The sequence below is a fragment of the Sorangium sp. So ce131 genome (assembly GCF_051519095.1).
GTDB lineage: Bacteria > Myxococcota_A > Polyangia > Polyangiales > Polyangiaceae > Sorangium.
This window is the reverse complement of record NZ_CP150455.1, coordinates 10,387,281-10,412,126: the sequence shown is the minus strand read 5'-3', so window position 1 is coordinate 10,412,126 and position 24,846 is coordinate 10,387,281. Positions and strand designations below refer to the sequence as shown.

The window sequence follows — 24,846 nt, the reverse complement described above, 5'->3', positions numbered from 1 at the left end:
ACTCTACCCCTCACGGCCGGCGCGTTGCGGCCAGCGGAGCGTCACACGTCGCCCCGGAGCGCCCTGCGGATGGCCTGCTCGACGGGGGAGTACACCCCGGTTTCGCGGTCGAGCTGCAACGGCTCGGTCGGGAGCAGGGGCGGCTGGGCCAGGAAGCGCGGGCGAGCGCCGCGGTGCGGCTGCGCCGCGTGGACCAGGAACGGATGACACAGGTAGACCGTCCCGGCTTCGCCCGTCGCGAGCACCTGCGGTCGACGCGCCGTCTCTGCGAAGCCGTTCGCGGCCAGCTCACGCAACGTCATCCCCTGCGCGCCTGCCGGCGCAAGCTGCCTCGCGATGTCCAGATGCGACCCCGAGCGGATGCGCGTCGGCGCGTCGGTTTCGCCGACATCGGAGAAGAGAAATAACATGAGCAGCGCGCGGCCGCGCGACGCGACGTTCACGCGCCACGCCATGAAATCGGGGGTCTCGGTGCCGAAGCTCGCGTCGACGTGCCAGCCCGCGTCTCCCGGATCGTCAGGCGATGGGAAGCGAATGGGGAACGTGCCGAGCGCGGTTAGCGGCTGCCAGCGCCCGGGGCCGACCAGTTGATCGAACGCGGCTCGAAGCACTGGCGTGTTCGCCGCGTCAGCGAACGGTCGCTGGGCGTACAGGCCGAGGCGAACGACCGGCTTCGTCCAGGTCTTCGGCTCGTGCGGGTCCATCCCGGTGTCACGCCACAGGATGGCGCGGGCCTCGTCGGCGAGGGGTCGAGGAAAAGCGGCGTCGATCCGGACGAATCCCTCGGCGATGAAGTGCTCGATCTGCGAATGGCTCAACTCGATCACGGCGCGTTGACCACTCTACACGGCGGCGGCGGCGCCGGCGACCCCAACCTGAGTGGGCGGCGACCCCCGGCCGGCGGCGACCCCCGGCGACCCCAACCTGGGTCGGGCTACCCCGGGGGGACCCCAACCTGGGCCGGATTGGCGACGCCGGCGGCGATCCCAACCTGGGCTACCCCGGCGCGGCGACCCCAACCTGGGTCGACCTCAACCTGGGCTACCTCAACCTGGATCGGGTCGGAAACTCCGGGAACTTGACCTGCGCCCGGGACCTCAACCCGGGTCGGGTGACGGCGTCCGGTCATCCCCGGACCTCAACCTGGGTCGGGTCATCGGACCTCAACCTGGGTCGGGTCACCGGAGTCACGGACCTCAACCTGGGTCGGGTCACCGGAGTCCCGGACCTCAACCTGGGTCGGGTCGCCGCCGGGGGCGCTGCGCGCGTTGACAGCATGGCGGAAATCGGCGGAAATCGCCATCCGCCACCCACCGAGCGCGGCAAATCCTTGAAATGATTCATGCCGATCCAGGCACGGTACTTGTCTATGCGATTCGGCCATGAGCCAGCCTCGCAAGATCGTTCCAGGCGCCACCTACCTGCTTACCCGTCGGGTCCTGCGCCGGCACCTCCTGCTGCGCCCCGATGCCGGCATCAACCAGCTGTTGGTCTACGCCCTCGCCGTCTCCGCCCGCCGCCATGGCGTCGAGGTTCATGCCTTTTGCGCAATGTCGACGCACCTGCACCTGGTCGTGACCGATGTGCAGGGCGTGCTGCCGCTCTTCTTGCAATCCTTCCATCGGCTCGTCGCGCTGGGCACGAAGGTGCTGCGCAAGTGGGAAGGACCAGTCTGGGACCACGAGCGCACGAGCATGGTAGAGCTGCTGACGCAGGCGGCCTTGGTGGAGAAGATCGCCTACGTGCTCGCGAACCCTGTGGCGGCCGGCCTGGTCCGACACGCGAGGGAATGGCCAGGTGCCAAGGTAGACGTGAGGGACCTTGGCCGTGGCGCGCTGCGCGCGACGCGTCCCTCCGTGTATCTCGACCCGGACAATCCGCAGTGGGTGGACGAGGCGACGCTCCCGCTCGCGCTGCCGCCGGCCATCGCACCGGAGGGCGCCGATGGCTTTCGTCGTCAGGTAGCTGCCGAGCTCGAGCGACAGGAAGCGCTGGCCTATGCGGAGATCGAGCGGCAAGGGTCCCGCGTCCTGGGCGCAGAGCGAGCCAGCGAGATCTCCCCCTACGAGCGAGCCACGAGCCCCGAGAGGCTGCGCGAGCGCAATCCAACCTTCGCAGTCGGCCGTGAGCAGGGGGACGCGTGGCGAGCGGCTGCGGCCGCGGTGCGCGCGTTTCGTGCGTCGTACCGCGCGGCGCTCGAGCGATGGTGTGCTGGGGTGCGCAGCGCCGTGTTCCCGGTGGGGACGTGGTGGATGCGCACGTTTCACGGGGCCAGCGTGAGCGACGCCGTGCTCGCGTCGTAGCACCGCACGCGGGAGCTCGACTGCGCTACGGGCGGTCGGGTCGCTGCCGGTCGCCGTACGGCAACCAAGGTCGGTCGGGCGAGGCGGGGCTCGGGTCAGGTCCTTGGCTAGTCGCAGGTGTTGTCGCGCGCGTTCACCAGCGTGAGGTCGCGAAAGGTGCTGTTGTCAGCGCACGGGCTCTCGTTGACGGCCGTGTTCGTGATCGTGAGGTTCTGGATCGTGATGTCGGAGGAGTTCGCGAACTCGGCACGTGCGGCGAGCCGGATGTCGCCGCCGCCGGTGACGGCTCCGGATTGAGCGGCGATGTTCACGTTGTGGCAGTTCTCGAGCAGGATCGAGTTGCTGCCCGTGTCGGCGAGGTCGATGTGATCGATCGTGACGCCGCCGCTCTCTGACACGCAGAAGATCCCGCGCCCGCCTCCGCGAGCGATGACCTGGCCAACGTGGATGTTGGTAGGGTAGCCGCTGCCGATGCGCCCCGCGCGATTGGCGAGGCGGAATGCCGCATATCCGGTACCCGCGCCCGCGTTCACGGCGTCGACCGTCCCGATCTCGGCGTTGGTCGTGTCATTCAGGAGGAGACCACACTCGCCCGTGTCGCGCGCGATGACGGCGCCGATGCGGAGGCCGTCGACGCCATAGGTCTCGACCGCGTGAGAGCTGGTCCCCTCAGCGTCGACGTGGTCGATGTCGATGTTCGTCACTTTGTCGGCGCGGTCCGAGCGCCCGTGATTGTCGATGCGAACGCCGAGGCCGCTCGAGACACGCAGCTCGACGTGGCCGAGGCGCAGGTTCTCGACGTCACGGAAGAACATGGCGTAAAGCGGGGTGCCGCTGATCGTGACGTTCGGGATCTCGATGTCGGTCCGGCCGCGCGCATAGATGGGCGCCATGTCGCCGGAGCCGCTGCCGGTGACGTCGATCGTGCCGCAGACGTTGAGCACGGTGTAGCTGGGCACGCTCAGCCGCGAGCTCGCGGTCGTGGAGCCCGAGCCCTGAACCAGGACGCTCTCCTTGCTGGTGCGGCCGGAGCTCAGGCTGTCGAGCGCCGCCTGCATCGCGGCCCGCATGTCGGCGCCGCTGTAGACGCTGCGGGCGCCGTTCTGCGCGATCCAGTTGGATCCGGATCTGGTCACCACAGCGTTGTAGCCGCTCGCATCTCCGTCGCAGGGATAGGCTGCATCACCCCCGCCGCTGCCGCCCGTCCCCGCTCCTCCAGCGCCCGTGCCGACTGTCCCGGCGCCTCCGGAGCCCGTCCCTTCCGTGTCGTCCGAGCCGCCCGAACCCGACGCGCCGCCTCCCGAGGTACCGCCGGTCGCGCCGCCGCCGCCCACGCCCGACCCATCCGTGGCCGGAGGGCCGCCGCCCACGCCGGGACCAGCGCTCGAGGGGATGCCCCCTGCGGCCGAACTGCCAACGCTACCCTCCGGGTCGCTGCCGGAGTTCGACCCGCAACCTGTTGCCGCGAGCAACCCGGTGAATGTCGCGAGTATCACAAAAGTTGCGGGCATTCGGGTCGTCATCATGGGCTCCGAAGGGTGAGAGGCACCTGCCACTTCTGGTCGGCTCGCGCTGGGCCGCGACGTCTCGGCTGTCGGATGGGCAGCGCTGAGCGACTGCGGAGCTGCAGGCATCAGGATGGTGTCGATCTGGGAGCAGAACCAATCACGTCTCTCGACCATCGACAACGTGTTCGCCTAGGGCGCACGAAGGGTCGGCTCTCCCACCGTGGCTTTCTCAACCCGGGTCGACTGCCCGAACCTGGTTCGGTTCGACGGCTTCCAACCCGGGTCGGTTCGCAAAAGGTTGGCTCCCTCACTGTGGCTGCCCGAACCTAGGTCTGTTCATTGCCCAACCTGGGACGGGTCGCTCAACCTGGGACGGGTCGCTCCGCAACCTGGGACGGGTCGCTTTTCGCTCAAAGCTGGGACGGGTCGCTCCGCTCCCGCAAAGATGCCGTACCGCTGTATCGTACGGTGTCACTACACAATTCCTGTCGACGTGGAACGCAGGATGTGAGCGTTTTCGCGCGGGTGTCATGATCACATCCCGCTGTGGCGGGAATTGTAGGTGCCGAGCTGCTGGCGTGCGTATTGCTCAGCGTGTGCGCTCCGGCTCGTGGCCGTTGCCCATCGGCCCTATCGCTTCACGAATCACCAACTTCAATCGCTCAACTTGCGGAAGTCCAACATGAACAAGAACCGTTCTTCTCGATGGCTGTGCGGCACGACCTGGATCGCGCTCGGAGTCGCGACGCTCTTTGGCTGCTCTGGTGGCGAAGATGGCGGCGGCGGCGCGGGGGGAGCGGGGGGCGGTGGCTCGGGCACGAGCTCGACGTCCACCAACGGCCCTGGCCCCGGCAGCACCAGCAGCACCGGCGTCACCAGCAGCACGAGCACCACCGCAGGCCCCGGATCGACGACCAGCTCCACCTCGAGCGGATCGAACGAGGGCGGCGGCGGCTCGAGCAGCGGAACCGGCGGCGCCACCCCCAGCGACGAGAAGTTCGTCGGCAACATCACGACGAGCGGCGCGGTGCGCGAAGGCTTCGCCAGCTACTGGAACCAGATCACGCCAGAGAACGAAGGCAAGTGGGGCTCCGTCGAGAGGTCCCGCGGCGTCCGAGACTGGAGCAAGCTCGACGCCATCTACCGGTACGCGCAGGAGCACAACATCATCTTCAAGCACCACGTCTTCGTGTGGGGCAGCCAGCAGCCGGACTGGATCGCGAACCTCTCCGCGGCAGACCAGCGGCAGGCCGTGCGGGACTGGATGCAGGCGTTCTGCGCGCGCTACCCCGAGACGAAGTACATCGACGTCGTCAACGAGCCGCCGCCCCACACCACGCCCTCCTACAAGGCAGGCCTCGGCGGCGACGGCGCCAGCGGATGGGACTGGATCGTCAACTCCTTCAAGTGGGCTGACGAGTTCTGCCCGAACGCGGTCTTGATCCTCAACGACTACAACAACATCGAGTACCAGGGCGAGCACAACCACTTCAAGGACATCGCGAGGAAGGTCATCGAGGCGGGCGCCCCGGTCGACGCCATCGGCGCGCAGGCCCACGACGCGTACAAGATCAACACCAACCAGGTGAAGGGCTTCATCGACTCGCTCTCCGAGCTGGGCAAGCCCGTGTACATCACCGAGTACGACATCGGCATTCAGAACGACGAGGAGCAGCGCCGGGTGATGGAGGAGCAGTTCACGATGTTCTGGAATCACCCCAACATCCCGGGCATCACCCTGTGGGGTTACATCGTCGGCGCCACCTGGAGGGATAACACCGGGATCCAGCACTCGAACGGCACCATGCGGCCGGCCATGGCCTGGCTGATGGACTTCCTGGATCGCGGCGGCTGACGCCACGCGCGACGCGCTGATCGCGCGCGAGCTCTCTGCGCCGAGGAGCTCGCGCGCGCCTCCTCCTCGGGTCGCCCTACGCGCGGCCCCCCTCCACCCTGCGCCGCTCCGCCGCGAGCGGCAGCCCGTCCCGCGGCACGATCGGCCTCCGGTGGCCCACGCCGGCCTCGTACCCTGCGGGCAGCTCGAACCGGAGCTCCTGCATCAGCGCGGCCAGCATCAGCTTCATCTGCAGCAGGGCGGTCCGCTCGCCGATGCACTTGCGCATGCCGAGCCCGAACGGGAGGAACGCCGCCGGCGGGCGCTCCTCGTGCCACGGCGAGCCCGGCTCGAAGCGCTCCGGCAGGAACTCCTCCGGACGCTTCCAGCGCCGCGGGAGCCGCTGCATCACATAAGGGCTGACGAGCACCTCGCTCCCGGCGCTCACCGAGTAAGGCCCGTGGCGGAACTCCCGCCGCGCCTCGCGCACCAGCACCCAGACCGGCGGGTGCAGCCGCAAGGTCTCCATCACCACCGCGGACAAGAGCGGCGCGCGCTCCACCTCCGCGGCCCGCGTCGCGACGGCGTCGAGCTCTTCCTCGAGCCGCCGCCGCACGTCCGGGCGCCGCGCGAGCTCGTAGAGCGCCCACGCCGTCGCCGCGGCCGTCGGAACGTGGGTCACCAGCATCATCACGATCTCGTCGATCATCGCCTGCTCGTCGATCTGCCCGGCGTCCACGGCGCGCACGAGCGGATCGAGCAGGTCGACGGTCGCCGGGCTCCCGCCGGCCCGGCGGTGCGCTGCCGCCTCGAGGATGGCCGCCGCGAGCGCCGCCCTGGCCTGGTCATACGCCGCCTCGTCGTCCGCGGCGTGGCCGAGCCACGCCTCGACCCGGGGCAGCTCGGCCGCGATGTGCTCCACGACCCTCTCGCCCGCGTCCCCGAGGAGCAGCATCGCCGCGCTCCGCAGCGCCACGTCCTCGAGCGCGGGCAGCGCCGGGCGCACCTCGCCCGCGCGCAGCCGCCCGAGCCCGGCGCGCACGACGCACAGCGCCCCCTCGGCGCGCGCCAGCACCGCCTCCCGGTGAAACGCCGGCGCGAGCGCCCGCCGCCGGGCGAGGTGCTCGCTCCCCTCGAGGCGGGCCACGCTCCGGGGATACGCGTCCTGCATGCGGTCCGGCGGCGCCTTGTCCGCGAAGCCTTCCCGGTCCGAGAACACCGCGAGGATCGCGGCCGGATCCGAGAGGACGAAGCACTGCTTCAAGCCCAGCCGGACGCGGAAGAAGTCGCCGTGCGAGAGCGCGCCGTCGAGCAGGAAGGCGAGCGGGTCCTCCCGGAACTCCGGCCACGAGCCGTGCAGGGGGTGGCCTTTGGGGCCAGGCGGCTGGATCATGTCGGGCTGTCTCCTGTGCGGGAGCAATACAAGGGGACCGTGGGATCGCGAGCGCGGCGGCCGGCGGGTGTCCTCCCGGGCCGCCGCGGAGGTGCGGTCAGACCGTCGGCTGGGGCGAGACCGCGGGCGCGCGGGCGTTCAGGTAGACGAACGGCCAGCCGAAGTCCGCAGGCGCGCGGAGGCTCAGGTACACCGCCGCGTGGCTGAGGTCCGACGGCGCGCCGAGCTTCGGAGCCGACGCCGCGGCGCCGAGGTCGCGGAGCCCGGCGTCCGGCCCGGAGCGCAGGTGCTGCTCGTAGGCACGCAGGAGATCCCGCTCGGTGCACGAGCAGCCCGCCTCGGAGGCGATCGCGAGGATGCGCCCCATGTCGCCGTCGGCCTCCGCCATCTTCGCGGCGAGGACCTCGTCCACCTCGACCTGAGCCAGGAACGCGCGCGCGTCGCGCCTCGTCGTCGCTGCGGCGCTCATGCCCTCATCCATGCGGGAAACGCTGGTGTTCACGATGTGTCCGTTCATGATGCTCCTACCTCTCTCGGGATCGGCCGAGGCCACGGACGGCGGCGGCGTGCCGCGCGGCCCGTCGCCGCTGTCCGCCGTCGTCGTTGCCGTCCGCCGTCGCCGTCCGCCGTCCGCCGTCCGCCGTCCCTGAGTGCAGGTCGCGCGCCAGCGCCGTGAGCGCGCGAAATCGCCGGCTTTCGCGGCGCCGGCGGCGCTCGCTGGGCGCGCCGTCGCGCCAGTTGCGCGAGCGCTCGCGCAAGTTGAGCAGCCGCCCCTCGCCGGGCGTCCCGCGCGCATCGCGAGCGCGCTTCGCGCGCGGCGCTCAGCGGATGCTCGGGTCGCAGCTCCTGGACTTCAGCGACCGGTTTGGCCCTGGTCGTCCACACGCGGGCGATGAGCTCCTGGACCCACGGCGGGCACGCGGACTTGCGCCGCCCCACGAGCGGACTCTAACGGAGCTCTCCACTGCAACATTGCAGCAGATGATCTTGTGTGTAACGAGCCCGTTACTTCCGCGTCATCGGCAGACAACGATAAGCAGGCGCCGCGACACACGGTTGACACAAAGATCCTATAGTCTCTGCAGCGCCTTTGCGCCTGCCGCCGGCTATCACACGTGAGGCCCCCATGCCCGATCTGTTCGTCGTTCACTCTAGCGCCCTGCCCCCTGCCACCAAGCTCGTAGCTTTCCATGGCACCGAGGGCGTCTCGAAGCTCTATCGATTCGATCTCTACCTGGTGATGACGAACGATGTCGGCCACGATTTCGATATGGCGGCGGCCGTGGGCCAGCCGGTGACCGTCTCCCTGGAGCGGAGCGACGGCGGCGAGCGCTTCGTTCGAAGCGGCGTCCTTGGCAGCATCGAGCTCATCAACGACTTCGCCGGTCGGTGCGTCTTCCGGGCCACCATGATCCCCCGCCTCGCGCTGCTTACCCTGTCGTTTCACAGCCGAATCTTCACCGAGAAGGCCGTCCCGGCGGTCATCGAGAGCGTCCTTCGAAAGGGCGGCGTCACGGACTGCGCCTTCCAGCTCCGGGGCGCCTACGCCGCCGAAGAGCATATCTGCCAGTACCGCGAGAGCGACTATGCTTTCATCGCCCGGTGGATGGAGCGCGAGGGCATCTACTACTACTTCGAGCACGGGGAGGGCGGCGAGACGCTGGTGCTGACCGACGACAAGTCGGCCCATCAGCCCCAGGGCGACAAGCCCGTCCGTTATTATCCGCAGGTCAACGTCAACACGGCGAAAGACACCTTCCGCGCCTTCACCTGCCGGCACGGCGCCGTGCCCGGCGCGGTGCGCCTCAAGGACTATAACTACGCCACGCCGGCCGTACCGGTGGCCGGGCAGGCGTCGGTCTCCCCGAGCGGCTTCGGCGAGGTCAGCCTGTACGGAGCGCGGTTCTTCTCGTCGGGCGACGGGGAGCGGCTGGCGCGGATCAAGGCCGAGAGCCTCTCCGCGACCGGCGTCGTCTACCAGGCGGCGGGCACGGCGGCGATGCTGGTCCCAGGGTTCACCTTCGAGCTCGAGGACCACCCGCGGGCCGCGTTCAACACGAAGTATCTGACCACCGAGGTCGAGCACTGGGCCAACCAGGCCCCGGACATGCCGGAGCTCCCCGCGCTCATCTCGTCCGAAGAAAACTATCGTATCGAGGCCAAGGCCATCGCCGCGACGGCGCAGTTCCGCGCGCCGCAGGTCACCGAGTGGCCGCGCATCTACGGCACCGAGCCGGCGGTCGTCGACGGCGCGGCGGTCAGCGAGTACGCGCAGATCGACAGCCATGGTCGCTACCGGATCAAGTTTCACTTCGACGAGAGCGATCTGAACGGGGGGAAGGCGTCGACCTGGGTCCGGATGCTCCAGCCCCATGGCGGCGGCATCGAGGGCTTCCACTTCCCGCTGCGCGCTGGCACCGAGGTCATGTGCGCCTTCGAGGGAGGTGACCCCGACCGGCCGGCCATCGTCGGGGTCGCGCCCAACGCGCTGACGCCGAGCCCGGTGACGTCGGGGAACAACACGCGGAACGTGCTCCAGACGGGCGGACGGAACCGGCTCGAGCTCGAGGACCTGGCCGGGCAAGAGCGGATCACGCTGTCGACGCCCTATGACAACACCTACATCCGGATGGGGGCGCCCAACGCCGGCGCGTCGTATGAGGTCAAGACGCAGGGCCACGCCTACACGTGGATCGGAGGCTCCTCCGAGAACATCGTGACCGGCAACCGGACGGCGATCACCGCGGGGATCTCCGAGAGCGTCGTCGGAGGCTTCGCCTTGAGCTTCGTCGGGGGATACTCCGGGAGCTTCGTCGCTGGATACTCGCAGAACGTGGTCCTGGGCTACCGCGACACGCGCATCGTGGGCAACGAGAAGACGAGGGTCTACGGAAAGCGAGATACCTTCATCGCGAAGAGCCGGAATACGAAGATCGTCGGCGACGACACGGCCTTGCTCATGGCCAATCGCAGCGTCACCATCAGGGGCAACAGCGGCCTGGTCGTCTCGGGGAACCGCACCACCCGGATCGTGGGGAACGACAGGAGCACGGTCCTGGGTTCGCGAAAGACCGATGTGACCGGACAGAGCGACACGAAGATCTGGGCCAACAGCGAGACCGAGGTCGTGGGGACGAAGAAGACGAGGATCGGCGGTCGCGTCACCACCGACCTGCTCGCAGGGCGAAAGACCACCGTTCACACGGGGGGAAGCGAGACGACCATCAACGGCGGGTCCACCACCAAGATCAACGGCGGCGCCCGGACTGTGATCACGGGGCAGAGAAAGACCACTGTCGTGGGCAATGCCACCGGCAAGGTGACCGGTCTTTACAAGACCGACATCGGGTCGCGGGTCGAGAACATCCACGGAACAAAGTACGAGAGAATCAAAGGGCTGGCGTTCAAGAAGTCCCCGATGGAGGTGAAGGAGTTCAACCTGGCGCAGCTCAAGGCGAGGGGGATCGACGTCAAGGCCGAGCTGCAGAAGATCAAGACCCACCTCAGCTTGACGAACGCAGACTTGACCATCGTCAAGTAGTCCACGTGCCGCGCGTGAAACAGGCTCCCGCTCGGCGCCGAGCCGCGCGGCCCATCGAGCCCGCTACCCTGGATTCCGTCGGATGAAAATCGTCAAGCCCATGCGTCTCGGGGTGGTGCCGAGGGTCTTCATGAACCAGCGCACCCCGCACCTCCTGGTCACCGCCTTCGTCGGCTTCTCCTACGACAGGCCGGCCCGGCTGCTCTACGAGCCGACGGTCTGGACGATGGCCGCGGAGGAGCTCGGCAAGGACGGCGTCCTCGATGAGCTCAACCCCAAGACCCGGGGCGAGCTCCTCGTCACGGGCCGCTGCTATCCGCCGGGACGTGTCGCTCGCCCCGCGAGCTCGGTCCGCGTGAAGCTCGGATCCATCGACAAGAGCCTCTATGTCATCGGCGACCGGACGTGGGGTCTGCTCGGCATGTCGGACCCGACGCCTTTCACCGAGATGCCGGTCACCTGGCGCAACGCCTTCGGCGGAGAGGGGTTCGCCAAGAACCCGCTGGGCAAGGGCCACGGCGACGGGAGCGCAGCGCTGCCCAACATCGAGTCGCCCAAACACCTGATCCGCGCGCGCGGCGACCGCCCGATGCCCGCCGGTCTCGACGGGTACGACGTCGCGTGGCCCCAGAGGTTCTCCAAGATCGGCACGTACGATACGGCGTGGCGCGAGCAGTGCTTCCCTGGTTTTGCGCGGGATCTGGACCCGACGCTGTTCAACATGGCCCCGGACGACCAGCACATCGACGGGTTCTTCCGGGGCGACGAGACCTTCGTGGTCGAGAACATGCACCCCGACAAGCCCCGGATCGAGGGCGCCCTCCCCGGGGTCGCGAGCCGATGTTTCGTCTGCCTCAAGACGAGCGACGGGGTGGAGATCCGCGAGCCCGCCCTGACGCTCGACACGGTGCGCCTGTTCCCGCACCGCGAGCGGGGAGTCGTCCTCTTCCGCGGCGGCGTCGAGATCGCCGAGGACGACGCGAAGGACGTGGTCGCCGTGCTGGTCGCCTGCGAGGCCATGGGCGCCCCCAGGCCCGCCGCGTATTACCACGAGTACCTGGCCGCCCGGCTCGGCCCCCGGAACCCCGATCTCCCGGACGACGAGGATGACATGCTCATGCCCGAGCCCGAGGATCCGGAGGCGCCGCCGCTGCCCGATGACAAGCTCTCCGGGCTCGCGTCGAGGCTGCGGCGGCAAGGGTTCCTGGGAGGTACTCCGGATCGAGCCGTCAGGCGCGCGGCCGCGGTAGCGGTCGGGGCCGGGGCCGGAGTCGCCGCCACCGGTGTCCACGGTGCCGGAGCAGAGAGGGACCCCGAGATCGAAGAGATCGAGGCCGACCTCGCCGGGATGGGGATGGATCCCGAGCACCTCGACGCTGCGGCCGACGAGGACGAGGCCGAGCCGGCCATGGACTTCCCAGACGGCGGGGAGGACGTGGAGAGCCTCGCGTGGTCCGAGTCCGAGTCTGAGGCGCACCACGACGCCGACCCGGAGCCGATCGCGCCTGCGGCCGCGACGACGACCCCCGATCTGGCAGACGACGCCGAGGACGCCGAGATGCTACGCCAGCAGGATGCGATCTGGGAGCTGGCCAAGACGCGGCTGCGGGACCAGGGCGTCGATCCCGAGGCCTATCTCTCCCAGCAAGGCCCGTCCGAGGACCCCGAGTTCCTCGATGAATCCGAGGAGGCCACGGTCAGCCTGGTCGAGAGCAAGATCGCCGGCCGAACGTTGAAGATCGACGGGGTGGACGTCGGTGCGCTGCTCGCGGAGTCGCGCCGGCACGCCGGCGCGCCGGCGAGCGAGATCTCGGTGCTGGAGACGCGCGAGCGCTTGCGGCAAGTGATGCAGCGCGAGGGCGTCGCACCGGATAAAACCGAAGAGCTCCTGTCGGTGGTGGACTGGCAAAGGCTCCAGGACGAGCCCCGGGCGGCCCTGGCCGACCTCGACGACGACATCCCCGACGAGGCGACCGAGGCCGCCCGCGCCCAGCCCGAGGAGCCAGCCGGAGACACCTTTCCAGAGGACGAGGCCGCTGCGTTTACGGAGGACGACGACCCTGAATTCGAGGAGGACGACGACCCTGAATTCGAGGAGGACGACGACCCTGAGTTCGCGGAGGGACTGGACGAGAAGGGCTCGCTTCGCGCCGCGTGGGGCGAAGACGGGCGGCTGCTCGCGCACCTCTTGCCGGCCTCGGCGCGCCTCGACAGCAAAGAAGCGCTGCGACGTCGCCACGAGGTCGAGGCCGGGCACAAGGACGGGCAGAGCTTTGCGGGGTGCGACCTCACGGGCGCCGACCTTTCTCATCTCGACCTCGCGGGAGTCGACTTCTCGGGCGCCATCCTCGAATCGGCCTTCCTCAACGGGAGCAGCCTGCGAAAGGCGAATCTCACAGGAGCCATCCTGGCGCACGCGAACCTGGAGGGCGCGGATCTCTCGGAGGCCAAGCTCGACGGGGCCAATCTCGGCTCGGCGTGTCTGCGGGACGTGAAGGCCCTCGGCGGCGTCGATCTCGGCGAGGCTGTGCTCGTCAAGGCCGACCTCTGGGGAGCGGACCTGTCCGGCGCCAAGCTCTCGGGCGCCGACCTCTCCGAGGCCGATCTCCGCGACACCAACCTGGAGCGCGTCGTCGCAGAGAAAGCGACGTTCCAGAATGTAGACCTCACGGGCGCGCGCCTCCTGGGCGCGCGGCTCTCGGGGTCCACGTTCAACGAGGTGAACGTGACCGAGGTCGATTTCACCGGCGTCGACCTGAGCTCCGCCACCTTCATCGCTGCCAAGGGCGACGGCGCCGTCTTCCGCAACGTCATGGCAAAGGACCTCGCGAGCGTGAAGGGCTCGTCGTTCGCGGGCGCAGACTTCGGCGGCGCGACGCTCGTGGGCGCGAACCTGATGGGGACGTGCCTTCGCGGCAGCGACCTCTCCGATGCCGACCTGCGCGGCGCGCTGCTCGACGAGGCGGACCTGACCGAGGCGACCCTGGATCGCGCGAACCTCGTCGAGGCCATGTTGACCCGGGCCAACCTGACCGGGGCGTCGCTCTACGCCGCCGACCTGAGGCAGGGCGTCATGAACCACGCGTGCGTCCGCGGCGCCATCTTCGAGAAGGCCAACCTGTTCGGCGTGTGCGCCGACCGGATGATCGGAGACGACGACACGAGCTTCGAGGGCGCCAACCTCAAGCGACTCCGGGTGATACCGGCCCAGAGGCAGCATGGATAGAGAAGCGCTGCGCAAGTTGATCGAAGAAGGAGAGGTCGTCTCGGAGCTGGACCTGTCGGGCCTCGACCTCTCGGGCCTCGACCTCTCCGGCGGGATCTTCGAGGATGTCCGCTTCACCAGCGCCAACCTTTCGGGCGTCAAGGTGCGCGAGGCGATCTTCCACCGCTGCGACCTCGCGGGAGCGAACCTGAAGGGGCTGGACTTCCACCTTGGCACGGCCATGGACTGCACGCTCGCGGGGGCTGCGCTCGCCGACGCGTCGCTGGTTGGAGCGAACCTCTCGCACGTGAACCTCGAAGCGGCCGATCTGACCGGAGCAGACCTCTCGTCGGCCGGCATCGCGCACGCCAGCCTCAAGGACACCCGACTGGTCCGCGCCAACCTGACCGACGCCTCCCTGTTTCAGACCGACTGCGCGGGCGCGGACTTCTCCCAGGCCAACCTGACCAAGGCGGTCTTGTTCCGCCAGGACCTGTCCCAGGCCGTTCTCACGGGCACCACCCTCGCGGAAGCGATCCTGGTCGAGGTGCGGATGGGACTCAAGGACTTCCGGCGGATGGACCTCAGCGGGGCGCAGTTCACGAGCGCCGACCTGCACGGCTGCGACTTCTCCGGGGCCACGCTGACGCAATGCAGCTTCAAAGGCGCCGACCTGACCGGGGCTCGGCTGGACGGGGCCATCGCCCACATGGCGGTCTTTGTCGAGGCGACCCTGATGAACGCGAGCCTCGCCCAGGCTGACCTGAGCCAGGCGCTCTTCGTCGACGCGCGCGTCGCCGCCGCGAACCTCTCGGGCGCGCGGCTCGAGACGAGCGTCTGGCACCGGGCGAGCTGCCCGGGTACGCGCTTCTGCCGGGCGGACCTGAGTTATGCGGACCTCTCCCACGCCGACGTGTCCTTCGCCGATTTCTCCGACGCGACGCTGGCGCGCGCGCGGCTGCACCGCGTGACGGACAAGGGCACGATCTGGCCGCTGGGCAAGGCGCTGGCGCACGGCGACGACGAGGAGCTCAAGGAAGCAGAAGACTGGCAGGCCAACGTCCTCGGGAGGCCTGCCGGCGGTCAACGTACCCCGACATCATGAGGAGACGATGCAGAGCGTAGCAAGGACGAGGCGATACGAACGGGGAGCTTACGGTGACCATGGCGCCGTGCTCCGTGCCGACGGCTCCACGTACATTGTCGAGACCGAGGACGGCGAGGTCCGCGCGAAGCGCGCCACGAGCTGCCTGCTGGAGCCCGCCGCCGGGGACCTGGTGCTCCTCGCCGTGGTGAACGGCGCGCATTACATCCTCGCCGTCCTCGAGCGGGAGCAAGGCGCGCCCTCGCTCCTCGTCTCCGAAGGGGATCTCCAGATCCGGCTGCAGCGCGGCTCGCTGGGCCTCTCGGCGCCGGACGGCGTGCACGTCGCGTCCGGCAAGGACCTCTCGATGGCCGCGTCGACCTTCCGTGTCCAGGCCAGGGAGGGGCACGTCGCGCTGGGGCTGCTCTCGTTCGTCAGCGGGATGGTTCGCGCGGAGGTCGACCGGGCCAAGCTGATCGGCCGGAGCCTCGACTCCCAGCTCGAGCGGCTGATGCAGAGGGTGAAGCGCTCCTACCGCATCGTGGAAGAGGCGGACCACGTGCGCGCCGAGCGCATCGACTACGCGGCCAAGGGCGGCCTCGCCATGCACGGCGAGAACGCCAAGATCACCGCGTCGCACGTCGTGAAGATCGACGGCGACCAGATCCAGGTTGGGTGACCGGACATGTGTTTTGCCATCACCTCGGGCGGCGGGATCGACTTCGGCGTCCCGGACGTCTGCTTGCCAGGACCCATCCCGTACCCGAACACCGCGAGTCGATGCATGGGGACGTCCGTCGCGTACAAGGTGATCCTGGGGAGGGGCGCAGCCCATACCCTGGCGACCATCGTCCCCATCTCCATGGGCGATAACCCTGGGATTCTTGGCGGCGTGGTTTCCCGTCGCAACATGGGCCCCTCGCGGCGCCTCGTCCCCTATCCGAAGCTGCTGCTCCAGAACAAGCCGGCGGTGCGGCTCGGCGCCACGGGCATCCAGAACCAGATCAACATCAACGGGACGAACATCGTCCCGAGCCAGTTCAAGGTCCTGCTCCTCTGAGGTCCGCGAGAGCCGTCCGCGAGAGCGAACCCGACCTCTGCGCTGCTCTGCCCGTTGAGAGACACAAGCATGACCATCAATGAGCACGCCCGCATCCGCCTGGCGATCATCCAGAGAAAGTACGGCCCGCGCCTCGCCCGGGGCGCGAGCGGCTCTGACGTGCCCGACCGGCGCGAGCGCTTCAACTCCGATTTCCGGCGGATCCTGGCCGACATCATCGTGCCCACGCTCAAGGCCATCGGCGACGAGCTCGCCGCGTCGGGCCATGGCTTCCGGATCGAGTACGACGTGGGCGAACAGACCCCCAGCCTCGAGTTTCACATCCTGCTCCGGGGCGTACCGGCGGACGCCAACAACCTGATCCGCCTCTTCTCCAGGGCGGACGCCGAGGGCGATGGAGAGGTGATCGCCGAGGTCAACGTGGCCCAGACCTTGACCGAGCTCACGCGGTTCCGGGTGCTGTCTCGGATCACGCAGGATGTCGCAGAGCAGATGTGCGTGGACGCCATCGAGCACGTCTTCGCCTGCAACGCTCGCTGAGCGCTCCGAGGGGGTTCCGGCTCCTCTGGAGAGCCTGTTGAACGCTCGGAGGGGGCTCCGGCTCCTCTGGAGAGCCTGTGGGCGTACGGTGCTTGTCGGACGGACGCGTCAGGCTCCGGGGGCGCCCAGGCGACCCCTCGCCGCGCCGTGGGCGTCTGCGCTCCGCAGCTCGCGTTGCCGCGCGAGCTCGCGCTGGAGCGCGGCAGCGAGGCTCCGGTTCTCGGCGAGCCGCTTTGCCCAGACCCGTTTCAGCCGCATCCACAACGTACGGCGGATGCCGAGCGAATCGAGCGCGGCGGCGAGCTGGCCGCGCTCGGCCGCCACGGTGAGCCGCGCGTAGTGGGCGAGCTCGAAGGGCCCGCGGTGCGCCTCCCATTCCTTGATATATGCGGCGTCGTAGGCGTCGCGGAGCGCGTGCCCGCCGCGCACGTCCTCATCGGTCATCGCGCCGCTCCAGCGCCGCTCGATCTCGGCGAAGCGCGCCTCGGAGAGCCCGTGCACGCCCAGCACGTCGGCCCGCGACATACGCCGCTCCGAGAGCTGCGCCGCGACGGTCGCATAACGCTCCACGCTGAGGTCCACGGGGTCCGCCGGAGCCATTGGCGGGGCGGGCGGCGCCTTCACCTGAGGTGTGGCGCTGAGGGGCGATGACGAGGGCGCGGGCGGCGCGCTGGGCGTGAGCAGCCCGGGCGGTGCGCTCGGCACCGGCGGAACGCTCGATGCGCGCGGTGCGCTCGGCGCCGGCAGAACGCCCGATGCGGGCGGCGCGCTCGGCGCCGGCAGAATGCTCGATGCGGGCGGCGTGCTCGGCGGGAGCGGCGTGCTCGGCGGGAGCGGCGTGCTCGGCGGGAGCGGCGTGCTCGGCGGGAGCGGCGTGCTCGGCGGGGGCAGCGCCCTCTCGACTGACACGCTCTCGGTCGACCACGGCGCGCCGAGAATGGGGGCAGGCCTTGCCATGCGCCACTCCGCGCTGGCCCTCGGGCTCGCAGGAAAGGGCAGCGCCGCGGACGCAGACGCGCGGGCGTCGTCGTCCGGGGACAACGCGAGCGTCGCGAGCGGCGTCACCGCGGAAGGCGGCGTTGCCACGCACGGCGGCGTCGCCACGCACGGCGACGTCGCCACGGAACGCGGCGTCGCCGCGGGCGGCGGCAGCCTCGCGCTCGCGGCATGCGGGTCCGAGGAACGCTCGAAGGGCAGCGCGAGCCGCACGCTCGCCGCTGCGTCCTCGTCCGGTCCAAGCGCCACCGTCGCCGCGTGCGGAGCTCGCGCAACCGTGAACGGGGTCACCGCGCCTTCCGTGATCACCTGCGCCTCGCCCGGGGCCATGGCGATCGTCGCCGCGGGCCGTGGCAGGCTCTCGGGTTCCTCGACCATGACGATGGTGCCGGTTGGCCCGCGCTGCGAGACAGGCGACGCCGCCGCCTCCGCCCGCCTCGCGCTGGGCGGAGGCGCCCACGCGATGGGAGCGCCGTCGACTTCGACGCCCGCGACGATGCGCACCGCCGAGAGCGCCCCCTCGTTCGGGAGCGGCAAGCTCCGCCGCCAGACGACGGTGCACCGCTCCTCATCGCCGTCGATGTGCAGCGTGTCGGCGACGAGATCGAGCCGCGCCCCCTCCGTCACCCCGAAGCCGCCGAGCCCGTGGATCCGCGCGGCGCCGCGCGCGCTGGGCAGCCGCATGGTGACGCGCGGCAAGCGCGCGTGGAGGCCCTCGAGGAGGATCCACTCGTCGCCGCGCAGGTGATCGATCTGCTGGCCCTCGGGCGCCGCCTGGAAGTAGCCCCAGTCGAAGCCGTCGGGGACCTCGGCGATCGGCGCCTCCAGCGCCTTCCGCGGCGTCGAGCCGAGCCGCCGCCTGCGCGCCGGCAGCGCGCGCGCGACCGGCCCGAAGCACGCCGGGCGGCATGGATCTCTCGGATCGAGGATGTTCGCCGCGGCCGGGTCAGGGCCCCGCCCGAACGGATTCTCCTGCCCGCCGGCCCCGCTCGTGGCGCGGTCGCAGGTGATGGGGATGCGCTCGAAGCCGTCGGGATGGCGGACGAGGAGCCGCCGGTCGAGCAGCAGGCGGCCGCTGTCGGCGACCGCGAGCCGCACGAGCATCGATTGCACCCTCGTGCCGGGCGGCGCGTGCGCGTGCCCCGTGAACATGACGTCGGCGCGGCCGAGGTAGGGGGCGAGGTCGCTCGCGAAGCGGATACCCCGGAGCGGGTTATTGCCGTGGTGCACCTCCGCGCGGACGATCGGCTGCGGCTCGACGAGCGGCATCGCCGCATCCGGGGCGAAGGCGAAGGTCGCCTTGACGATTGCGGTGAGGTAAAGCTGTCCCTGGGCCGTGCGCCACGGAATGGCGGTCGCGGCCGTTCCGGGCAGCGCTATCACGGCGTCGCTGGGGAGGGCGGGCTCAAGCATGCCGGCGCACTCTCTATCATGGGGAAGGCGCGGGGTTCGTGACGCCTCCGCGACAGCGACGTCAGGATCTCTCCCCCGGACGAGGCATCGACGACGCGACCGCGCGGCGCAGCATCGCCGTCGCATCTCGATTCCGTGCGGGCCGGCGAGGTCCGGTGGGCGCACGTGCACCCACCTCGCCGTCGTCGCAGCGCGGCCTGAGCTCCCCGCGCCGGCTCGCGGCGCAGGCGCGGCGCTACCGGAAGCAGATCGCGCTGCCCTCGATTTGGCTCCTGGTCGTCCAGACGTGGAGGATGAGCTCCTGGGTCTCCACGTTGGGCCAGATCCTGATGTACTGATCCGCCACGTCGTCGCCGCTGAGCTCGCCCTTGATGCCGGTGAGCAGACAGTGCGTATACGGCTCGGAGTGCTCCGTCATCGGGATGGCTGTCGGCATGTCTTTGCCGGTGACGCCGAGCTCGTCCTTGCCCGTCCAGCGGCTGATCCGCGCCGTCACGTCGATACATCGCGCCCGGGCGTGCACGCCGGTGCTGCGCGAGCTCCCGCCGAGCCAGAAGGCGCCGTCGGTCTCGGTGATGGCGACGCTCTCGCTGCTCCCGTCGAAGTCCCCGCCGACGCGGGTGAGGAAACACGCCCGCTCGGTGCCGTCCGGGGTCGTGACGGGACCGAGATAGACGTTGCCCTGGCCCTGCGTCCACGTGATCTCTTCCGTCAGCCCCGCGGTCGTGGAGACGCAGGTGGCCGCGGCCCTGCTGCTCCCCTCCTCGTTGCTGCCGCTCAGATACCAGCGTCCCTCCGAGACGTCGGCATGGACCCATTCCTCGTCGGACTCGTAATCTCCCTCGATCGCCGACAGGAAGCAGCTCTTCTCCGAGGCGCTGCCCATCTCGACGGGCGTGTTCCCCGACCGCCAGCGGTACGTCCCGGCGCTGTTGATGGGCGCATCCTCGACCTCGGTGCTCTTCAGGAGGGGGTTCGGGTCCACGGTGTCCGCGACACACGCGCTGGCCCCCGCCGCGACGAGGGCAAACAGTCCGCTTATCATGATGTGGCTCGTCATGGCAACTCGATCCGACGCTGGGCAAAACGCTGCGAATGCGCGCGCTGCTCGGACCATCGGGTCCGAGGCCTGCGGCGCCCCGCGCGACGGCGACGGCGATGGCCATGACGATTGCAAGTCATCTGCCACACCGGCGAGCCCGGGCCGACCCGCGCCCGATTGCTGCTCCGGCGCGCGGAAACGCGGCGTTTCCGCGCGTCCCGGCGAGATCCACCCGGCCGACCCGGCGTGCCAGCGTGCCAGCGTGCCAGCGTGCCGGCGCGCTGCGCGGCCCCCCGGGCGGCGGGACGCGGCCCCTGGACGGGCGTACGTACCGGCTCGAGGTCCGTGCCTCACAAGTCCGGGCAGGGATCCCGAGAGATTTCAAAGCAAAGGCGCAAAGGCGCAAACCAGAATTTTCTGTTGATGTTCTACTGGGCGCCGAACAGCATCGCCAGCGCGGCCAACCTCTATTACGAGACCGTCCGCAACGGGGTCATCCCGCCTTATCTGTACGACAAGATCACCGCGCCGACGGCCGTGGCCGACTTCCCCAAGGAGATCTACCGCATGCCGCGCGCCTGGGTCGAGCAGAGGGCCAACCTGGTGCGGTGGACGGAGATGCCGAGAGGCGGGCACTTCGCGGCGCTCGAGACGCCAGAGCTCCTCCTCGAGGACGTGCGCGGCTTCTTCCGATCGCTGCGCGCGAGCCAGGCCGCCTGAGCCGCCGCCCGCGCGCGGGCGCGGCCGGATCGACCACGAAGGCGGGGAGGCCGGTCACTCGCACATCGGCGGCGACGGCGAGAAGCACTCTCCGCTGGCATTGCAGTACGTCCTGCCGCACTTGAGCTTCGGCTTCGCGTTGGGGAGCGGGCCGCCCGCGCTGGGCGTGGGCTTCTTCGCCTGTCCCGCGGCGCCGGCGGCCGGCGCGGCAGCAGCGCTGGCGGCCGGCGCGGCAGCAGCGCTGGCGGCCGGCGCGGCGCCGGCGGTCGGCGCGGCAGCAGCGCTGGCGGCCGGCGCGGCGCCGGCGGTCGGCGCCGCGCTGGCGGTCGGCGCGGCGCTGGCGACTGGCACGGGGCTCGACGGCGGCGCGGGGCTCGACGGCGGCGCGGCTGCCCCCGGCGCCGTCGCGGCGCCCTGCGCCTCCGGCGACGCCGCCCGCTCGTACAGCGGCGCCTCGGACCGACCACAGCCGGAGATCGCCCCCGCCGCGAGCCCCAGGACGACGGCTGCCGCGCGCGCTCGACGGGTCGTCATCACGTCACCGGTGGCCCCGGGCCCACGCGAGATCGCTTTGCCCGGCCGCGATCGCGTCCATCCACGCCGTGAGCCCCGGATAGGCCGCCTTCACCTGCTGCGCATACCCGGCGAACGCCCCGGGATCCCGCGCCGCGACGAGCTCCGCCGCCAGGCCGTACGCCTCGGGCGCGAACACCCCGCCGAGCACGCCGAGCAGCGCGGGATCGACGGCGTCGAGCTCCTCCGGGCCGTGGATCAGGTACTTCACGAGCCTCGGATACCGCAGCGGATCGCCCGGATCGGTGGGCGGCGCGAGCCGGCTCGGGTCGGGCGGCGGCGCGCGGAGCCAGCGCCCGAACGAGCCCGCCGCCTCGACCTCGGGGCGGAGCTCGGCGAGCGACGCGCGCTCCGCGTCCGTGGGCTCCCGGAAGGACAGCCGCCCGCGGCCGCTCTCCGCGATGTGCGGCGGCGCCCCGTAGAGCAGCACGCCGTCGACCGCGCCCGCCGAGAGGTCGTCCGGGAGGAGCTCGGCGACCTCCACGAGCAGCCGGCGGACCTCGCCGGCCCGGAGGCGGAAGCTCGGCGCTGACAGATCGGGATCCACCACGGCCGTGGGCGCCTCCTCGAAGAACGGCTCCGCCTCGCCCGGCCGCCACAACCGGAGGCCGATCGCGCCCCGCAGCGCCGCGGGCGACGGCAGCGGCAGCCGCAGGAGCGAGGCGCCCGGAGGAGCGCTGCCGATCGTGATGCCCACGTACATCGGAAAGCCGAGCACGTACTCCGGCTCCACGTCGACCCCGACGAGCGCCGGGCCCGGAGGCGCGATGTCCGCCGCGCTCACTTCCACGCGAGCCCCTTGTTGTCCTCGAGGTGCACCCGCCGCACCTCCTTGAGGTGCCTGCCGCAGACGTCCATGCCGGTCTTCCCCGACGTCCCGGGGATGAGGTTGCGCTTGTCGTCCACCATCCAGTTGGGCCTGTAGTTCATGCAGCAGGTCTTGTCGCGCGGCGCGCGGAAATCGAAGTAGCCGCACTTGTGCGGCATGCCGAACGCGTGGACGAGCTCGTGCACGATGGTCCCGACGATGCGCTCGCGGTAGTTCGGCTTCGGCTGGCCGGTGGTCGCGTCGCGGTACGCCTGGTGGTGCGTGAACATGATGGTCCGGCCGGCGAAGTACTCCTTGCCTTTGGCCGTCACCGTGGGGCTGATTCCGGCGGTGTAGAAGGCCCCGGGGTTGAACAGCTTGACCTTCACCTTCGCGACCATCCCGTAGCCGCCGGGGGTCACGGCGCCGCCCTTCTTCCGGTGCCGCGGCGAGTAGTTGTACTGCACCTTGTACGCGTGCGCGATCGACCCGTCGCCCGCCGTGAACTCCGGCTGGGCGTCGTGCTCCACGATCCAGCAGCGCGTGATCGGCCCGGAGGCCTTCGCCTCGGTCTGGATGCTGAACAGGTTGAAGCCGACCGTGTCCGAGCCGGAGGTGAGCTCGGCGAAATTCACGTCGGGGAACGTCCCTGGCACCTCGAAGTACTCGGAGAAGCCCGCGCCCGCGCCGCCGCCCTTCAGCTCCGCGTCCCCCTCGAAGACCTTGTCGCCCTTCTTGCTCGGCAAGGGGTGCGGCTCCATCGCCGAGATGACGCAGAACCAGCCGGGCTTCGCCTTATTCGTGAAGACCTTGTCGACGTAGGCCACGCACTCGGTCTCGAGGTCCTCGTCCTTGGGGGCCATGTGCGGCTGGTCGGCCACCTCCCGCGCCGGCTCGCAGTCGAGCTGGACGCAGCACGGCTCGAACGGCACGGGCACCTCGTCCATCGGCAGCGCGAACGCGCTCTTCATGCGGATCGACTCGACCCGGATGCGGTGCCACATGGTCATGATGCCGGTCTGGGCGCCGAACCCCTCCACCTGGGTCGCAGAGTCGATGTCCGCCCGGAGGATGAAGTTGTCCCCCGCCGTGTCGGGGCAGTGGAAGACGACCTTGCTCTCGTCGCCCACGATGGTCGTCTTCGCCTCGGCGGCCGCCGCCGACGCGAGCGCGAACCCGGAGACGGCCTCCCACGGCGGGCTCTTCGCGGGTTTGCCCTCGTTGTCGCCCGCGCGCGAGCCCTGGTGGACGCCGGCGGCGTCGTAGTCCTTCTTGTCGACGTACTGCCCCCACGCGGCGTGGAAGCCGGGGTCGTCGTTGGTCGGGTCGTCCGGCTCGACGACCGTCCACCGGATCTTCGCGTCGGCGGGGAGCTTCCCCCGCTGGACCTTCACCTTGGCGGTCAGCTGGATGAGCTGCTTGTCCTTGGCCCAGCCCCCGGCGAGGTCGCTGTTGACGTACACCCGGCCGAGGTCGTCCTGGCTCGTGTACCCGGGCCGCGCCTCGGCGCGCTTCACCCCCGGCGCGCCCGGCGAGACGGGCGCGTGGAGCCCGAGGACCTCCGTGATGGAGACGAGCACGGTGTTCGGCACGCGCAGCGTCGCGCGCGCCTTCTCCCCCTCGGCGACGCGCGGCACGGGCGCCACGCCCGGCGCGGCGGGCACCTCGCGCGTGACCACGTCGAAGCGCAGGAGCGGACCGCCGCCGAGCTCGTGGACCTTCGTCGGGTACGGGCTGCTCAGGCTGCCCGTCACGGCGCCGAGGCGCTTCGAGCCGGCGTCGCCCTGATCGTCCCAGAGCTCGACGGCCACCGGGATCGCCCCGGCCGCGGCGACCTCGAGCTTCCACGGGGTCGCCTCCGCCGTGAGATCCAGCTCCTTGGCGCCGGCCGGGATCGGCTTGCTGCGGCCGAAGCGCCGCCCGGCGATGAAGCCGAGCGCATACGGCCGCTTCGCGCCGGCGAGCCATCCATCGATGCCGAGGACCTTCTGGAGGGTGATCGTGACCGCGGCCGTCTGTGCCATCGCTTCTTTTCTCGTCAGGCCCCGTCGTGGCGCTTCAAGAGCTTCGCGCGCGTCGCGTCGTCGACGACCCCGGTGGGCGTGAGACCCGACGCCGACTGGTACCAGGCCACGGCATTGGCGAGCTCGGGCCCGTCGTTGCCGTCGACCTCGCGCGAGAAATAGCCGAGGTTCTTGAGCCGACCCTGGACGCCGCTCGCGGCCTCGATCGGATCGAGGTGCCCGAGCTTCAGCGCCCAGGTGACCCCGCCCGCGCGCGCCACCTCGTTGCCGGGCGTGTCCGGCCAGGCCGCGAGCTCGGCGTCCTCCAGGTCGGCGGGGATGGGGTGCTCGATGGGGCTCTTGCCGTCCGTCGTGCCCGAGGCGACCACGTCGCGGTACTTCAGCTCGTACGCGAACGGCTCCTCGACCTCGAGGAGGACGCGCAGCATCGTCTTCGGGACCTTGACCGTGAAGACGTGGTTCCCGCCCGTCGAGACCTCGACCTCCTTCGGCGCCATGTCGGGGATGACGAGGACGTCGCCCGGATAGATGAGGTTCGGGTTGGGGCGCCGCTTCTTGAACTCGGCGTTGTCAGGATGGTTGTAAATGACCCGCCAGTCGGAGAAGCCGTACTTCGGGGCGATGCTCGAGAGGCACTCTCCCTGCTTCACGACATGCTGGTGGGGCATCGACGATCCTGCGGCAGAACCTGCCGGCATCGTACCGGCCCGCGCCGGCGCATTCAAGCGCCGCGAGCGCGCCGGCCCGGGCGCGCGCAGCGCGCGCTGGCCTGCATGCCGCCGTCTGCCCTCCACCGCGGCGA

General features: G+C 70.2%; 19 protein-coding genes. 9 read left to right on the top strand and 10 right to left on the bottom strand.

Annotated features, from left to right (window positions below; genetic code table 11):
- Window positions 1–41 precede the first annotated feature (41 nt).
- Window positions 42–827: a phytanoyl-CoA dioxygenase family protein gene (locus WMF43_RS37810; protein WP_437672365.1), complete on the bottom strand. Its 786-nt coding sequence runs from the start codon at window positions 825–827 to the stop codon at window positions 42–44.
- A 555-nt stretch (window positions 828–1,382) separates the two neighbouring features.
- Between WMF43_RS37810 and WMF43_RS37805 the strand changes: the two genes are divergently transcribed.
- Window positions 1,383–2,303: a transposase gene (locus WMF43_RS37805; RefSeq protein WP_437672363.1), complete on the top strand. Its 921-nt coding sequence runs from the start codon at window positions 1,383–1,385 to the stop codon at window positions 2,301–2,303.
- 107 nt (window positions 2,304–2,410) lie between these two features.
- On the opposite strand, the gene WMF43_RS37800 is transcribed toward WMF43_RS37805, so the two are convergent.
- Window positions 2,411–3,985: a hypothetical protein gene (locus WMF43_RS37800; protein WP_437684170.1), complete on the bottom strand. Its 1,575-nt coding sequence runs from the start codon at window positions 3,983–3,985 to the stop codon at window positions 2,411–2,413.
- A 508-nt stretch (window positions 3,986–4,493) separates the two neighbouring features.
- Here WMF43_RS37800 and WMF43_RS37795 point away from each other — a divergent pair.
- Window positions 4,494–5,666 (top strand): endo-1,4-beta-xylanase, encoded by a 1,173-nt coding sequence (locus tag WMF43_RS37795; protein ID WP_437672361.1) that lies wholly within the window; start codon window positions 4,494–4,496, stop codon window positions 5,664–5,666.
- A 76-nt stretch (window positions 5,667–5,742) separates the two neighbouring features.
- On the opposite strand, the gene WMF43_RS37790 is transcribed toward WMF43_RS37795, so the two are convergent.
- Entirely contained in the window at window positions 5,743–7,038 is a 1,296-nt protein-coding gene (locus tag WMF43_RS37790; RefSeq protein WP_437672359.1) for a cytochrome P450, read from the bottom strand.
- Between the two features lie 97 nt (window positions 7,039–7,135).
- Complete coding sequence (locus WMF43_RS37785; RefSeq protein WP_437672357.1) at window positions 7,136–7,555, bottom strand: Nif11-like leader peptide family RiPP precursor; 420 nt, start codon at window positions 7,553–7,555, stop codon at window positions 7,136–7,138.
- Window positions 7,556–8,164: 609 nt separating this feature from the next.
- Between WMF43_RS37785 and WMF43_RS37780 the strand changes: the two genes are divergently transcribed.
- From WMF43_RS37780 to WMF43_RS37755, 6 genes are all read left to right on the top strand, one after another.
- Window positions 8,165–10,579, top strand: coding sequence for a type VI secretion system Vgr family protein (locus tag WMF43_RS37780; RefSeq protein ID WP_437672355.1), 2,415 nt, complete (start codon window positions 8,165–8,167; stop codon window positions 10,577–10,579).
- Between the two features lie 82 nt (window positions 10,580–10,661).
- Window positions 10,662–13,805, top strand: coding sequence for a DUF2169 family type VI secretion system accessory protein (locus WMF43_RS37775; RefSeq protein WP_437672353.1), 3,144 nt, complete (start codon window positions 10,662–10,664; stop codon window positions 13,803–13,805).
- The gene (locus WMF43_RS37770; RefSeq protein ID WP_437672351.1) at window positions 13,798–14,889 is read left to right on the top strand and encodes a pentapeptide repeat-containing protein; all 1,092 of its coding nucleotides are present in this window, start codon (window positions 13,798–13,800) and stop codon (window positions 14,887–14,889) included. Before WMF43_RS37775 ends, WMF43_RS37770 begins: the two co-directional genes overlap by 8 nt.
- 67 nt (window positions 14,890–14,956) lie before the next feature.
- Window positions 14,957–15,547: a DUF3540 domain-containing protein gene (locus WMF43_RS37765; protein ID WP_437672349.1), complete on the top strand. Its 591-nt coding sequence runs from the start codon at window positions 14,957–14,959 to the stop codon at window positions 15,545–15,547.
- A gap of 6 nt (window positions 15,548–15,553) precedes the next feature.
- Complete coding sequence (locus WMF43_RS37760) at window positions 15,554–15,928, top strand: DUF4150 domain-containing protein (RefSeq protein ID WP_437672347.1); 375 nt, start codon at window positions 15,554–15,556, stop codon at window positions 15,926–15,928.
- A 69-nt stretch (window positions 15,929–15,997) separates the two neighbouring features.
- Complete coding sequence (locus tag WMF43_RS37755; RefSeq protein WP_437672345.1) at window positions 15,998–16,468, top strand: hypothetical protein; 471 nt, start codon at window positions 15,998–16,000, stop codon at window positions 16,466–16,468.
- 108 nt (window positions 16,469–16,576) lie between these two features.
- Here WMF43_RS37755 and WMF43_RS37750 read toward each other — a convergent pair whose 3' ends face one another.
- A complete protein-coding gene (locus WMF43_RS37750) occupies window positions 16,577–18,877 on the bottom strand; it encodes a DUF2169 domain-containing protein (RefSeq protein ID WP_437672344.1) in 2,301 nt (766 codons plus the stop codon).
- 235 nt (window positions 18,878–19,112) lie between these two features.
- Complete coding sequence (locus WMF43_RS37745) at window positions 19,113–19,922, bottom strand: hypothetical protein (RefSeq protein WP_437672342.1); 810 nt, start codon at window positions 19,920–19,922, stop codon at window positions 19,113–19,115.
- A 417-nt stretch (window positions 19,923–20,339) separates the two neighbouring features.
- Here WMF43_RS37745 and WMF43_RS37740 point away from each other — a divergent pair, with 417 nt between their 5' ends.
- On the top strand, window positions 20,340–20,639 hold the full coding sequence (locus WMF43_RS37740) for an alpha/beta fold hydrolase (RefSeq protein WP_437672340.1): 300 nt from the start codon (window positions 20,340–20,342) through the stop codon (window positions 20,637–20,639).
- 54 nt (window positions 20,640–20,693) lie between these two features.
- On the opposite strand, the gene WMF43_RS37735 is transcribed toward WMF43_RS37740, so the two are convergent.
- Genes WMF43_RS37735 through WMF43_RS37720 form a run of 4 tightly spaced genes read right to left on the bottom strand, consistent with a single transcriptional unit; the run spans window position 20,694 to window position 24,712 of the window.
- Window positions 20,694–21,173, bottom strand: coding sequence for a hypothetical protein (locus WMF43_RS37735; RefSeq protein ID WP_437672338.1), 480 nt, complete (start codon window positions 21,171–21,173; stop codon window positions 20,694–20,696).
- Between the two features lie 4 nt (window positions 21,174–21,177).
- A complete protein-coding gene (locus WMF43_RS37730; protein ID WP_437672336.1) occupies window positions 21,178–22,002 on the bottom strand; it encodes a hypothetical protein in 825 nt (274 codons plus the stop codon).
- The gene (locus WMF43_RS37725; RefSeq protein ID WP_437672335.1) at window positions 21,993–24,044 is read right to left on the bottom strand and encodes a hypothetical protein; all 2,052 of its coding nucleotides are present in this window, start codon (window positions 24,042–24,044) and stop codon (window positions 21,993–21,995) included. Before WMF43_RS37725 ends, WMF43_RS37730 begins: the two co-directional genes overlap by 10 nt.
- Window positions 24,045–24,058: 14 nt before the next feature.
- The gene (locus tag WMF43_RS37720) at window positions 24,059–24,712 is read right to left on the bottom strand and encodes a PGRP and LysM peptidoglycan-binding domain-containing protein (RefSeq protein ID WP_437672334.1); all 654 of its coding nucleotides are present in this window, start codon (window positions 24,710–24,712) and stop codon (window positions 24,059–24,061) included.
- Between the last annotated feature and the right edge of the window lie 134 nt (window positions 24,713–24,846).